Origin of the sequence: Streptomyces sp. NPDC102274, assembly GCF_044766385.1 — a bacterium.
Classification (GTDB): domain Bacteria; phylum Actinomycetota; class Actinomycetes; order Streptomycetales; family Streptomycetaceae; genus Streptomyces.
In genome coordinates, this window is sequence record NZ_JBIWLW010000019.1 from 162,585 (window position 1) to 177,965 (window position 15,381).

Annotated in this window: 3 protein-coding genes; all 3 read left to right on the forward strand. The window is 74.9% G+C overall.

Going from position 1 to position 15,381, the window contains the following annotated elements; all coding sequences use genetic code 11:
* Positions 1-405: 405 nt before the first annotated feature.
* Positions 406-579, forward strand: a complete 174-nt coding sequence (locus tag ACIRQP_RS24900; RefSeq protein ID WP_403893333.1) for a hypothetical protein — start codon at positions 406-408, stop codon at positions 577-579.
* A 17-nt stretch (positions 580-596) separates the two neighbouring features.
* A complete protein-coding gene (locus ACIRQP_RS24905; RefSeq protein ID WP_403893334.1) occupies positions 597-13,610 on the forward strand; it encodes a type I polyketide synthase in 13,014 nt (4,337 codons plus the stop codon).
* Positions 13,611-13,663: 53 nt separating this feature from the next.
* The coding region (locus tag ACIRQP_RS24910; RefSeq protein ID WP_403893335.1) for a type I polyketide synthase at positions 13,664-15,381 on the forward strand (1,718 nt) is incomplete at its 3' end.

Genomic DNA, 15,381 nt, shown 5'->3' on the forward strand with positions numbered 1-15,381 from the left:
TTCCGCCATCCAGCTCGCGGCCAGGCTCCATTTTGGCCAGCAGGGCATCGAGTTCCGGCCGGGTTTAGTCGCCGCTGTGCAAGCGCCGCTGTCCATCCGGGCCGCTCTCGTGCCCCGGACCTGCGTTCTCCGGTGTTCTCGGCGTGGGCGCATGGTCTCCCGGGGTTCGGGGGGGATTTCATCTGGTGGAACCTATGCTTCACCAGCCGGACGGCATTTCGGGCGTTCCGTGTGACCTCCGACGCGTCCGGCCGGTGAGCCGATTTTGCCGCCGTATACAATCGGCGTCCTCGAGGCGGATGTATATAAGGTCCGGCACCTGGACAAGAGCTGACTCGGTCATTCCCTGGAGGCGCTGGGGGCCGGGTAAATTCCTGAAGTTCGCGCGGTAAATTCCAAGAGTCCATGAGCCTCGACTTGCGCCTGCGCGCCCCCGATGGGAATTACCTGTCCCGGGCACGTACCGTCAACGCAGCCAGTCATGGACTGGTTGACAATTCGCGAAGTGCTGGCTTGAATTGCGGCCGTTATGGCGGCGGCGTCGCCGAGAAAAGCGTTTCGATTCTGGTGGACGACTGACGAGAGCAGAGGCTGCCATGTGCGAATCAGAACGAGTGGACACCGGCACTGTCGCCGTCATCGGGGCCGCGCCCGCGGCACCGGTGCGGGCGGAGCGCGATCCGGGTGTACTGGCCGAGCTGACCGGAGTGCCACTGCCCGCGGACCGTACGGTCGAACTGGAGTCGGCGTGGGCGGCCTGCGAGGACGCGGGCATCGGAGCGGACGACCCGGCACGCGTCGGTGTCTACCTGGCCGCCGAGGGCGCGGGCGCGGACGACGCGAGCGAGACGGCGCGTGTGCTCGGCTTCCTCGGCCCGCGCCGGACCGGGCACGACCCCGTCGCCGAGGCGGTCGCCGCCGTGCGGTCCGGTGAGTGTGACCTCGCGCTGGTCGGTGCGGGCGGGGCCTTCGCCGTACTCACGCGCGGGGACAGCGCGCGGACCGCGACCTTCGCCTACCGGCTCGGAACCGACCACGAGTGGCCCGACGGCGTTCCCGCGCTGGTCGAGGCCGCGCTGCGCTCGGGCCGCCCCGGGCCCGGCCGGGCAGCGCCGGACGGGCCCGCCGTCCCGATCACCCTGTCGGCGCACAGCGAGGACGCGTTACGGGCGCGGGCCGCCGATCTGCACGCGCTGCTCGACACCGAGCCGACCCTGCCTCTCGTCGACCTCGCCTTATCCCTCGCGTTATCCCGCTTACCCCGCCCCGCGACCCGGCCCGCGCTCGCACAGCGCGCCGTGTTCGTCGGCGGGGACCGCGCGGCCCTCGCTGACGAACTGCTCGCCGTCAGCGAGGGCCGACCTGTTCCGGGGCTCGCGACCGGAGGTCCAGCGCGGGCCGCGGCGGACGGTATCGCCTTCGTGTTCCCTGGGCACGGGCCGCAGTGGCTGGGCATGGCCGACGATCTGCTGGACGCGTCGCCGGTGTTCGCCGAGCACCTGCACACCTGCGCCGAAGCCCTCACGCCGTTCGTGGACTGGCCCGTGATGGACGTACTGCGCGGCACGGCGGACACGCCGTCGCTGGAACGGCCGGACGTGGGGCAGCCGGCGCTCTGGGCGATGATGGTGTCCCTGTCCGCGCTGTGGCGGTCCTGGGGCGTGTCGCCCGGCGCTGTGATCGGCTCCAGCGTCGGCGAGATCCCGGCCGCGACCGTCGCGGGCGCGCTGTCCATCGAGGACGGTGCGCGGGCCGTGGCCCTGTTCAGCCGGGCGCAGGTGCATCTGCTCGAACGCGGTGTGATGCTGTCCGTGCTGGCGCCCGCCGACGACGTGCGTGAGCGGCTCACCCGCTACGAGGGGCTCGACCTGGCCGCTGTGCACGCCCCCGGCTCGGTCCTGGTCTCCGGGACCGAGGACGAGGCCACCGAACTGCTGGCCGAGCTGGCCGCCGACGGCATCAGAGCCAGGAGCATCGCGATCCGTCTCGCGGCGCACGGCCGCCAGGTCGACTCGGTGCTCGACTTGTTACGCGCCGACCTCGCCCCGATCACGCCCCGCCCGACGGAAGTGCCGATCTACACGGCCACCACGGGCACGAGGGTCGACCCGCTCGCGCTCACCGCGGACCACTGGTGCCGCAATATGCGTGGCACCGCGAACTTCCAGAGCGCCACGCGGGCCGCGCTGGCCGCGGGTCACCGTCTGCTGCTGGAGCCGAGCCCGCATCCCGTCCTCACCAGGGCCGTGCAGGAGACCGCCGAGGACGCCGCCGTGGAGGCCGCCGTCGTCGGCACACTGCGCCGGGGGCGGGGCGGCGCCGACCAGATGGTCGCCGCGCTGGCCGAACTGCACGCGCACGGCGTGCTCCCCGACTGGGAGGCGGTGTTCGCCGGCCGGGACGCACGCGCGGTGCCGCTGCCCGCCTACCCGCTGCACGCGGCGCCCGCGGCCGGCCCCGCCCCGTCGCTGGCCGACCGGCTCGCGGACGCCCCCGACCGCCTGGAACTCCTGCTCGACCTGGTGCGCGGGCAGGTCGCCGCCGTCGTCGGCGGGGACGTCGAGTCCACCGCCCACGTGGACGCGCCGCTGCTGGAGCTGGGCGTCGACTCGGCGGGCGCGGTGGCACTGCGCAACCTGCTGAACGCGGCCACCGGCTTGAAATTGCCGGTGTCGGCGGTGTTCGACAACCCGACGTGCCGAGGTCTCGCCGAGCTCATCAGCCGGGTTCTGCTCGGCGCGCCGGCCGAGGACGACGAGCCGGTGGCTTCCGCCACGGGCGGGGACGACGAGCCGATCGCCGTCGTGGCGATGAGCTGCCGCCTGCCCGGCGGCGTGCGCAGCCCCGAGGAACTGTGGGAGCTGCTGTCCACGGGCGGCGACGGCGTCACCGCGTTCCCCACCGACCGGGGCTGGGACCTGGACGGGCGCTACGACGAGGACGCCGAGCGGGCCGGCGGCTACTACCAGCGCGAGGCCGGTTTCCTGCACGACGTCCACCAGTTCGACTCGGAGTTCTTCGGCATCTCGCCGCGCGAGGCGCTGGCGATGGACCCGCAGCAGCGGCTGCTGCTGGAGATCGCCTGGGAGGCGATGGAGCGGGCGGGCATCGACCCGACGGGGCTGCGGGGCAGCCGGACGGGCGTGTTCATGGGCGCGATGGCGATGGACTACGGACCGAGGCTGCACGAGGCGCCCGCGGACCTGGAGGGCTATCTGCTCACCGGCAACACCGCGAGTGTCGCGTCCGGCAGGCTCTCCTACACGTTCGGGTTCGGGGGACCCGCCATCTCCGTCGACACGGCGTGCTCGTCGTCGCTGGTCGCCCTGCACCTGGCCGTGCAGTCGCTGCGGCGCGGCGAGTGCCCCCTCGCGCTGGCGGGCGGCGTCACGGTCATGCCGTCGCAGGGCATGTTCGTGGAGTTCAGCAGACAGCGCGCGCTGGCCCCCGACGGGCGGTGCAAGGCGTTCTCGGCGAGCGCGGACGGGTTCGGCCTCGCCGAGGGCGCCACGATGGTGCTGCTGGAGCGGCTGTCCGACGCGCGCCGCAACGGGCATCCCGTGCTCGCGCTGATCAAGGGCACCGCGGTCAACCAGGACGGCGCGTCCAACGGCCTCACCGCCCCCAGCGGCCCCGCGCAGCGCAGGGTGATCCGGCAGGCGCTCGCCGACGCGGGCGTACCGGCCGCCGAGGTCGACGCCGTCGAGGCGCACGGCACCGGCACGCGGCTCGGCGACCCGATCGAGGCGGACGCGCTGCTCGCCACCTACGGCCGGGAGCACCCGGCCGACCGGCCGCTCCTGCTCGGCTCGGTGAAGTCGAACATCGGCCACACGCAGGCGGCGTCCGGCGTCGCGGGTCTGATCAAGATGGTGCTCGCGCTGCGGCACGGCGTGCTGCCCAGGAGCCTGCACATCACCGAGCCCACCCCGCACGTGGACTGGTCGTCGGGCGCGGTGTCGCTGGTCACCGAGACCATGCCGTGGCCGCGGGCCGCGCGCCCCCGGCGGGCCGGTGTGTCCTCGTTCGGCATCAGCGGCACCAACGCCCACGCCGTGCTGGAGCAGGCGCCCGACGAGACCCCGGCCACCCTGCCGTCGATGTCGCAGCCGGTTCCGCTGGTGTTCTCCGCGCGCACGGAAGACGCCCTGCGCGCCCACGCCGCCCAGCTCGCCGCCGTCCTGGCCGGGCAGGCGCCCGTCGACGTGGCGGACGCCCTGCTGTCCCGGTCGGTGTTCGACCACCGGGCCGTGGTGGTGGCGGGCGGCGCCGACACGTTGACGGAGGTGGCCCGAGGGGCCGAGTCCGCGCGCACGGCGGTCGGCGTCGCGCGGCCCGTGGGCAAGGTGGCGTTCGTCTTCCCCGGCCAGGGCTCGCAGTGGCTGGGCATGGGCGCCGCGCTGGCCGAGTCGTCGCCGGTGTTCCGCGACGCGCTCGACGCCTGCGCCGACGCGCTCGCCCCGCACGTGGACTGGTCGCTGTGGGACGTCCTGGCCGACGGCGCCGAGCTGGACCGGGACGATGTCGTACAGCCCGCGCTGTTCGCCGTGATGGTGTCGCTCGCCGCGCTGTGGCGCTCCTACGGCGTCGAGCCGGACGCGGTGGTGGGGCACAGCCAGGGCGAGATCGCCGCCGCCCATGTCGCGGGCGCGCTGTCGCTGGCCGACGCCGCCAAGATCGTCGCGCTGCGCAGCAAGGCGCTGCTGGCGCTGGCGGGCCGGAGCGGCCTGGTGTCGCTGGCGGAGACGCTCGACGACGTGCGCGAGCGGATCGCGCGGTGGGACGGGCGGATCACGATCGCCGCGGTCAACGGCCCCCGTTCGGTGGTCGTGGCGGGCGACACCGACGCGCTGGACGAGCTGATCGAGTCCTGTGCCGAGGGCGTGCGGGCCCGGCGGGTCCCCATCGACTACGCGTCCCACTCGCCGCACGTCGAGCCCATCCGGGAGGCGCTGTCGACCGTGTGGGCCGGGGTGGAGCCGATGCCCGCGCGGGTACCGATGCTGTCCACCGTCACCGGGGAGTGGCTGACCGGGACGGAGGCGGGCGCGGACTACTGGTACCAGAACCTGCGGAACACCGTGCTGTTCGAGGACGCGACGCGTGGCCTGCTCGACCGGGGCGTCGGTGTGTTCGTCGAGTGCAGCCCGCACCCCGTGCTCACCTTCGGGGTGCGCGAGACGCTGGAGGCGACCGGCGGCGAAGCCGTCGTCATCGGTACGCTGCGCCGCGACGACGGCGACCTTGACCGGTTCCTGCTCTCCGCCGCCGAGGCGTACGTGGAGGGCCTGCCCTTCGACTGGCGCGCCGCGGTGTCCGCCGGACGGCCCGTGGACCTGCCGACCTACCCGTTCCAGCGCAAGCGCTACTGGCTCGACGGGACGGCCCGCCCGACGGCGGGCGGCGACCCCGCGCTGGAGGAGTTCTGGTCCGCGGTGGAGCGGGGCGACCTCGCCGCGACGCTGGACGTGCCCGCCGACGCGCCGCTGACCGACGTCCTGCCCAGCCTGGCCGACTGGCGGCGCCGCAGGCAGGAGCGGTCCGCCGTCGACTCGTGGCGCTACCGGGTCACCTGGCGCCCGCTCGCCGCCGCCACGCCGGCCCTGACCGGCACCTGGCTCGTGGTCGCCTCGCCGTCCGAGGCGGAGCACCCGTGGCGCGCGGCGGCCGTCGACGCGCTGCGCGCCCACGGCGCCGACGTCCTGGAGGTCGACGGCTCGGTGGAGTCGCTGCGCGCCGCGGGCGTCGTGCCCGGTGGCGTGCTGTCCCTGCTGGCGCTGGACGAACGGTCCGACCCCGCGTCGCCGATCGTGCCGAACGGACTGTCCGGTACGCCGGCGCTGGTGCGGGCGCTCGGCGACGCCGGGATCGGCGCGCCGCTGTGGCTGGCCACGACGGGCGCGGTGTCCGTCGGGCGGTCCGACCCGCTGACCAACCCGGCGCAGAGCCAGGTGTGGGGCCTCGGGCTGGCCGTCGGTCTGGAGCACCCGGACCGCTGGGGCGGCATCGTCGACCTCCCCGTGACCCCCGACGTCAGAACCGCGACGCGGCTCGCCGCCGTCCTGGCCGGGCAGGAGGACGAGGACCAGCTGGCGATCCGGGCCTCCGGCGTGTCGGTGCGGCGGATGACCCCGGCCCCTACACCGGCGGAGGCGCCCGCCTGGCGCGCCGGTGGCACCGTACTGATCACCGGTGGCACCGGCGCCATCGGCGGCCACGTCGCCCGCTGGCTGGCGGGCAACGGCGCCGAGCACATCGTGCTGACCAGCCGCAGTGGCGCGGACGCGCCCGGCGCGCGCGAGCTGGAGGCCGAGCTGGCCGCGCTCGGCGTCCGTACCACCGTCGCCGCCTGCGACGCCGCCGACCGCGCCGCACTGGCCAACCTGTTCGCCCGGCTCGACGCCGACGGCACACCCGTCCGCTCGGTCTTCCACGCGGCGGGCACCGTCCCGTCCCTGCCCGTGGCCGACACGGACACCTCGGACCTCGCGTACGCCCTGGCGGCGAAGGCTGTCGGCGCGGCCCACCTCGACGAGCTGTGCGCCGGGCGCGAGCTGGACGCGTTCGTGCTGTTCTCCTCCGGGTCCGCGGTGTGGGGCAGCGGCGAGCTGGGGGCGTACGGCGCCGCCAACGCCTTCCTCGACAGCCTCGCGCAGCGCCGCCACGCCGACGGCCTGCCCGCCACCTCGGTCTCCTGGGGCATGTGGGCGGGCGGGGGGATGGGGACGGGCGACCTGGACGACCAACTGCGCCGCAGGGGCATGCGCCCCATGCGACCGGAACTCGCGGTCGGCGCGCTCGTCACCGCCCTCGCGACGGGCGAGCCGACCCTGACGGTCGCGGACATCGACTGGGCCCGCTTCGCGCCCGGCTTCACGGCGGCCCGCTCGCGCCCGCTGATCAGCGAGATCCCCGAGGTCGTCGCGCTGGCCGCGCAGGACGCGGTGGAACAGCCGGCCTCCGGCGGGGCACTGGCCGAGCGGCTGGCCGGGCTCACCGAGGCCGACCAGCACCGGCTCCTGCTCGACCTGGTCCGCGGCCACGCGGCTGCCGTGCTCGGCCACGACAGCCCCGACGCCGTCACGCCGAACCGGGCGTTCCGCGAGCTGGGCTTCGACTCCCTCACCACCATCGAGGTCCGCAAGCGCCTCAACACCGCCACCGGCGTGCGGCTGCCCACGACCGTCATGTTCGACCACCCGACACCGGACGCGCTCGCCCGTCACCTGCACTCCGTGGTGCTCGGCGAACGGCAGACCGCCGCGTCGGGCCGGACCGCGACCCGTGACGCCGACGAGCCGATCGCGGTGGTGGCGATGAGCTGCCGCCTGCCCGGCGGCGTACGCGGACCCGAGGACCTGTGGTCGTTCATCCTGGCCGGGCACGACGCCGTCGGGCCGTTCCCGGACGACCGGGGCTGGGACACCGACCGGCTGTACACGGCCGACGCGGAGGCCCAGGGCCGCAGCCGCACCCTGGAGGGCGCCTTCGTCGACGACGCGGGCGGGTTCGACGCGGGCTTCTTCGGCATCTCGCCGCGCGAGGCGCTGGCGATGGACCCCCAGCAGCGGCAGGTGCTCGAACTCGCCTGGGAGGCCTTCGAGCGGGCGGGCATCGCCCCGTCCTCGGTGCGCGACAGTCTCACCGGCGTGTTCATCGGCGCCTCGCCGCAGGGCTACGCGGGCACCCTGGAGCAGGCGACGCCCGAGATGGACGGCTACCGGACGACCGGTGACGCGCTGAGCGTCGTGTCGGGCCGGGTCGCCTACGCGCTGGGCCTGCGCGGACCCGCCGTCACCGTGGACACCGCGTGCTCGTCCTCGCTGGTCGCGCTGAACCTCGCGGTGCAGGCGCTGCGGCTGGGGGAGTGCTCGATGGCCCTGGCGGGCGGCACGGCGATCATGGTGACGCCGACGCCCTTCGCCGAGTTCAGCCTGCAGGGCGGGCTGGCCCCCGACGGCCGGTGCAAGCCCTTCGCCGACGCCGCTGACGGCGTCGGCTGGGGCGAGGGAACGGGCCTGGTCCTGCTGGAACGGCTCTCCGACGCACGGGCCAACGGCCATGAGGTGCTCGCCGTCGTCCGGGGTTCCGCGGTGAACCAGGACGGCGCGTCGAACGGCTTGACGGCGCCGAACGGGCCCGCGCAGCAGCGGGTCATCCGCGCGGCCCTCGCGAACGCGGGCCTGTCCGCCTCGGACGTGGACGCCGTCGAGGGCCACGGCACGGGCACCCGGCTCGGCGACCCCATCGAAGCACAGGCGCTGCTGGCCACCTACGGCCAGGACCGCCCCGACGGCCAGCCGCTGCTGCTGGGGGCGCTGAAGTCCAACATCGGCCACACCCAGGCGGCATCGGGCATCGCGGGCGTCATCAAGATGGTGCAGGCGCTGCGGCACGGCGTACTGCCGCGCACCCTGCACCTCGACCGCCCGTCCCGCCATGTGGACTGGACGACCGGCGCCGTGGAACTGCTGGCCGACCACCGGCCGTGGCCGGAGACCGGCAGGCCGAGGCGGGCCGCCGTCTCCTCGTTCGGCGTCAGCGGCACCAACGGGCACGTCATCCTCGAACAGGCCGAGCCCGTCACCCCGGCCCCGGCGGACGAGCCCGACGGCCGGACGCTGGCGTGGGCGCTGTCCGCCCACGACACCGCGGCGCTGCGCGACCAGGCCGCCCGCCTGGCGTCCACCGTGGACGAACGGCCCGAGCTGTCGCCGGTGGACGTCGCCGCGACGCTCGCCGTCGGGCGGGCCGTACTCGACCACCGCACGGTCGTGCTCGGCACCAGCACGCCCGAGCTGCGCGCCGGTCTCGACGCGCTGGCCGAGGGCGCCGACGACGCGGCCGTGGTGCGGGGCGTCCCCGACGCCGGCAGGCTCGCCGTGCTGTTCTCCGGCCAGGGCTCCCAGCGCATCGGCATGGGCCGGGGCCTGTACGAGGCGCACGCCGTGTTCGCCGACGCGCTCGACGAGGTGTTCGCCCACCTCGACCCGCTGCTGGCCGTGCCGCTGCGCGACGTGGTCTTCGGCGACGATCAGGCCGTGCTGGACCACACCGAGTACGCCCAGCCCGCGCTGTTCGCCGTCGAAGTCGCCCTGTACAGGCTGTGGGAGTCCTGGGGCCTGCGGCCCGACGCCCTCGCGGGCCACTCGATCGGCGAACTGGCCGCCGCGCACGTGTCGGGCGTGTTCTCGCTGGCCGACGCCTGCGGGATAGTCGCCGCGCGCGGCGCGCTGATGCAGGCGCTGCCCGCCGGTGGCGTCATGGTCGCGGTGCAGGCCACCGAGGACGAGATCGCGCCGGAGTGCTCCGAGTACGTCGGCATCGCCGCCATCAACGGTCCGGACTCGCTGGTGCTGTCCGGCAGCGAACTGGAGGTGCTCGACCTCGCCGACCGCCTCAAGGCGCAGGGGCGCAAGGTGACCAGGCTGCGGGTCAGCCACGCGTTCCACTCGCCGCTGATGGAGCCGATGCTGGCGGAGTTCCGCCGCGTCGTGGCGGGCGCGACCGCCAACCCGCCCACGCTGCCGATCGTGTCCACGCTGACCGGCGCGCCGGTCGACGCCGGGGAACTGGCCTCGCCGGACTACTGGGTGCGGCATGTGCGCCGGCCGGTGCGGTTCGCCGACGGTGTCACGGCGCTCGTCGCGCAGGGCGTGACGACGATGGTGGAGGTCGGGCCCGGCAGTGTGCTCACCGCGATGGGCCAGGACAGCGCCCCCGACGCCGTGTTCGTGCCGACGCTGCGCTCCGACCGGCCCGAACCGGACGCGCTGACCCTCGCCGCCGCGCAGCTCCACGTCCGGGGCGCGCGGCTGGACCTGGCCGCCGCGCTGGGCAGCCGGGGCAAGCGCGTCGACCTGCCCACCTACGCCTTCCAGCACGACCGGTACTGGCTGACCGCGGCCGTCGCGCCCGCCGGCGACGGGGCGACGGCGGCCCTCGGCATCGCCGCGGGCGACCACCCGCTGCTCCGCGCCGCGGTCGCGCTGCCCGACTCCGACGGCGTCGTGTTCACCGGCAGGCTGTCCACGCGGACCCAGCCGTGGCTCGCCGACCACGGTGTCGGCGACCGGGTGCTGTTCCCCGGCACGGGTTTCCTCGACCTTGCCCTGCACGCCGCGGGCCACTGCGGGCTCGACACGGTCGAGGAGCTGACCCTGCACGCCCCGCTGGTCCTGCCCGAGCGCGGCGGCATCGCCCTGCGGGTCGCGGTCGGCGCGGAGACCGACGGCAGCCGGAACATCCGGGTGCACTCGCGGGCCGAGGACGCCGACCGGGACGCGCCGTGGACCGAGCACGCGACCGGCACACTCACGGCGGGCGACGCGCGCGCGACCGAACCGGCGGCGTGGCCGCCGGAGGGCGCGACGCCGATGGACATCGACAACGTCTACGACCGCTTCACCGAACTCGGCTACGACTACGGGCCCGTGTTCCGCGCGCTGCGCGCGGCCTGGCGCCTCGGCAGCGACGTGTACGTCGAGGTCGCCCTGCCGGACGGGACCGGCGGCGAGGGCTTCAGCCTGCACCCCGCCCTGCTCGACGCCGCGCTGCACGCTCCCGTGCTGCGCGCGCTGGACGAGATCGGCGGCGGCCCCCGGCTGCCGTTCGGCTTCACCGGGGTGGGGCTGCACGCCGTCGGCGCGTCGGCGCTGCGGGTGCGCTGGTCGCCCAAGGGCCAGGACGAGATGTCGCTGGCCATCGCGGACCCGACCGGCCGGCCCGTGGCGACCGTCGAGTCGCTGGTGATGCGGCCGGCGGAGATCCGGAGGGCCGCCTCCCGGACCGCCGACGCCCTGCTCGCGCTGGAGTGGGCGCCCGTCGACGGGACCGGGGACAGGCCGGTCGGGCTCGCCGTGCTCGGTGCGGACGGCCTCGGCGCGGACGGCCTCGGCGTCGGCGCGCCGACCGTCTCCGGCTTCGGCGCCCTCGACGGCGTGACCGACCTGCTCGCCCCCTGCCCCCGACCGTCCGAAGCGGACGGGCAGGCGGCGAGGGAGACGGTGTGCTGGGCACTGGCACTGGCCCAGGACTGGCTCGCCGACGAGCGGACCGCCAACGCCCGCCTGGTGTTCGTGACCCGCGGCGCGGTCGACACCGACTCGCCCGACCCGGCGCAGGCCGCCGTGTGGGGGCTGGTGCGGTCCGCGCAGACCGAGAACCCCGGCCGGTTCGCGCTGGTCGACCTCGACGACACCGAGAAGTCCGCCCTCGCCGTGCCCGCCGCGCTGGCCTCCGGCGAGCCCCAGTCGGTCGTACGGGCCGGGCTGGTGACGGTACCCAGGCTCGCCCGTGCCAGCGCCGACGGTCTGCTCACCCCGCCCGCCGACGGCCCGTGGCGGCTGGACAGCCGGCCGGGCGGCTCGCCGGACGACCTCGCACTGGTCCCGTACCCCGACGCCACCGCGCCCCTCGCGCCCGGCCAGGTGCGCATCGCCGTCCGCGCGGCGGGCCTGGATGTGCGGGACCTGCCGATCGCTCCCGGCGCCTGCCCCGGCGCCGCCGAGCTGGGCAGCGAGGTCGCGGGAGTGCTGACCGAGGTCGGTGCGGAGGTGACCGACCTGGCCGTGGGCGACCGCGTATTGGGCATCGTCACCAACGGCTTCGGGCCGCTGGCGGTCACCGACCGCAGGCTGGTCGCCCCGATGCCCGCCGGGTGGTCCTTCGCGCGCGCCGCGTCGGTGCCGTCGGCGTTCCTCACGGCCTACTACTCCCTGCACGACCTGGCAGGCCTGCGCCGGGGCGAGTCCGTGCTGGTCCACGCCGCGGCGGGTGGTGTCGGCATGGCGGCCGTGCAACTCGCGCGGCACTGGGGCGCGGAGGTGTTCGCGACCGAGAGCCCCGCCACGTGGGACACCGTGCGGGCGGCGGGCGTGCCCGGGTCGCACTTGGCGTCCTCGCACGACACCGACTTCGCGGCGAGGTTCGCCGCCGAGACCGGCGGTCGCGGTGTGAACGTGGTGCTGAACTCGCTGGCGCGGGAGACCGCGGACGCCTCCCTGGAACTGCTGCCCGACGGCGGGCGGTTCATCGAGCTGGGCAAGGCCGATGTCCACGACCCCGACGAACTGCCGCCCGGCGTCGAGTACGCAGCGTGCGACCTGACGCGGCCGGGCCCCGACCGCTTCCAGGAGATGCTGGTCGAGGTGCTGGCGCTGTTCGAGGCGGGCGTGCTGAGCCCCCTGCCGGTGCGCGCCCGGGACGTCCGCCGCGCGCCCGAGGCGTTCCGCCACCTCGGCCAGGCCCGTTACGCAGGCAAGGCCGTGCTGACCGTGCCCGCGCCGACCGACCTGGACCGCCCGGTCCTGGTGACCGGCGGCCTCGGCACGCTCGGCGCGCTGGTGGCCCGGCACCTGGTCGCCGACCGGGGCTTCCGGAACCTCGTACTGGCAGGGCGCAAGGGGTCGGCGACCGAGGGCGCGGAGGGCTTGCGCGACGAACTGGTGGCGCTGGGCGCCGAGGTGACCGTGGTGGCGTGCGACGTGGCCGACCGCGACTCGGTGGCCGCGCTGCTGGCCTCGCTGGACCGGCCGCTCGGCGCGGTCGTGCACGCGGCGGGCGTCGTCGACGACGGCGTGCTGGAATCGCTGACGCCCGAGCGGGTCGACCGGGTGTTCGGCCCGAAGGTCGACGGCCTGCTGCACCTGGACGAGCTGACCAGGGACGCCGACCTTTCCGCGTTCGTCGTCTTCTCCTCGGCGGCCGGGATCCTCGGCACCGCGGGCCAGGGGAGCTACGCGGCCGCGAACGCCGCGCTCGACGCGCTCGTGCGGCGCCGCCGCACACTCGGCCTGCCCGGCGTCTCGCTGGCGTGGGGCATATGGGCTGCCGCGAGCGGCATGACGTCGGGACTCGACGCGGGCGACCGGGCCCGGCTCGGCCGCTCCGGCATCCTCGAACTGCCCACCGAGGACGCGCTCGCGCTGTTCGACGCCGCGGCGGAGGACGACCGCGCCGCACTCGTGCCGGTCCTGCTGGACACCGCCGCGCTGCGCGGGCAGGCGGCGGACGGCACGCTGCCCCCGATGCTGCGGGGCCTGGTCCGCGCCCCCGCCCGCCGCGTCACGGCGGCGCCCCCCGCAGCGACCGCGACGTTCGCCGACACCATCGCCGGCCGGTCCGCCGCGGACCGTGAGCAGACGGTGCTGGACCTGGTCTGCGCACAGGTCGCGGCGGTGCTCGGCCACTCGGCCGACACCCAGGTCGATCCCGGTCGCGCGCTGCGGGACCTCGGGTTCGACTCGCTGACCTCGGTCGAGCTGCGCAACCGGATCACCGCGGCCACCGGGCTCAGGCTGCCCTCGACGCTCGTGTTCGACCACCCGTCGGCCGCCGCGATCACCCGGCACGTACTCACACTGCTCCCGCGCACCGAGCCCGAGCCGGAGACCGGCGTGCTCGACCAGCTCGACCGGCTGGAGAGCGCGCTGTTCGCCCTCGACAACAACGGCACCGCCACGAAGGTGGACCTGCGGCTGCGCGCCCTGCTCGCCAGGTGGGGTGACGCGCGGGCCGGTGACACGGGCGAGGACGTCGAGTCCGACCTCGCCTCGGCCACCGACGACGAACTCTTCGGCTACCTCGACAACGAACTCGAGACCTCGTGACCGGGTCGGACCGCGTCGATCCCGTCCGCACCGCCGTAAGGAGCACACGCCAGATGGAAAACGAGGACAGGCTCCGCGACTACCTCAAGCGGGCCACCACCGATCTGCGCACCACACGCCGACGCCTGCACGAGGTCGAGGAGCGGGAGAACGAGCCCATCGCGATCATCGGGATGAGCTGCCGCTACCCCGGTGGTGTCGAGTCGCCGGAAGACCTGTGGCGGCTGCTGGTCGACGGCGGGGACGCCGTGGTGGAGTTCCCGGCCGACCGCGGCTGGGACGTCGACGCGCTCTACGACCCCGACCCGGAGCACGCGGGCACGTCGATCACCCGGCACGGCGGCTTCCTCCAGGGCGCCGCGGGCTTCGACCCGGCGTTCTTCGGGGTCAGCCCGCGCGAGGCGCTGGCGATGGATCCGCAGCAGCGGCTGCTGCTGGAGACGTCGTGGGAGGCGTTCGAGCACGCGGGCATCGACCCGGTGCGGGCCAAGGACACCAGGACCGGTGTGTTCGCGGGCGTGATGTACAACGACTACGCCGCGCGGCTGCCACAGGCGCCCGAGGGGTTCGAGGGCTTCCTCGCCAACGGCAGCGCGGGCAGCATCGCGTCCGGCCGGATCGCCTACACGCTCGGCCTCGTCGGGCCCGCGGTGACGGTGGACACGGCGTGCTCGTCGTCGTTAGTGGCGCTGCACCTGGCGATGGTGGCGCTGCGCCGCGAGGAGTGCTCTCTGGCACTCGCGGGCGGCGCCACATTCATGTCCACGCCACGCACGTTCGTCGAGTACAGCAGGCAGCGCGCCCTGTCCCTGGACGGCCGGTGCAAGGCGTTCTCGGACAGCGCCGACGGCACCGGCTGGGGCGAAGGCGTCGGCATGCTGCTCGTGGAGCGGCTGTCCGACGCCCGCCGCAACGGCCACCCCGTGCTGGCGGTGGTGCGCGGCTCGGCGGTGAACCAGGACGGTGCGTCCAACGGCCTGACCGCGCCGAACGGACCGTCCCAGCAGACGGTGATCACCCAGGCGCTGGCGAGCGCGCGGCTCACTCCGGCGCAGGTGGACGCGGTCGAGGCGCACGGCACCGGCACCACGCTCGGCGACCCGATCGAGGCACAGGCCCTCATCGCGACCTACGGCGCCGAGCGGGCCGCCGACCGGCCGCTGTGGCTGGGGTCGCTGAAGTCGAACATCGGCCACGCCCAGGCGGCGGCCGGGGTCGGCGGCATCATCAAGATGGTCATGGCGATGCGGCACGGTGTGCTGCCCAAGACTCTGCACGTCGACGAGCCGAGCAGCCATGTCGACTGGTCGGCGGGCACCGTGGCGCTGCTGACCGAGGGGCAGCCGTGGCCGGAGACCGGCGAACCGCGCCGCGCCGGTGTGTCCTCATTCGGCGTCAGCGGCACGAACGCCCACATCATCCTGGAGGAGGCGCCCACCGCCGATCCGGTGTCCACAGTGGACGCCGACCCGCCGGTCACCTCCGTCGCGCCGTGGGTGCTGTCCGCCCGGACCCCCGACGCGCTGCGCGCGCAGGCGGGCCGCCTCCTGTCCGCCGTGGAGGGTTCCGCCGACTTCGACCCTGTGGGTGTCGGCTTCTCGCTGGCTACGACACGATCCGTGTTCGAGCACCGCGCCGTGCTGCTGGCCGAGGACCGGGCCACCACCACCGACCGGCTCGCCGCTCTGGCTGAGGGGCGGGGTGGTGCGGGTGTTGTGGTGGGTGAGGCGGGGTCGCATCGGTTGGGTTTTCTGTTCTCGGGTCAGGGTTC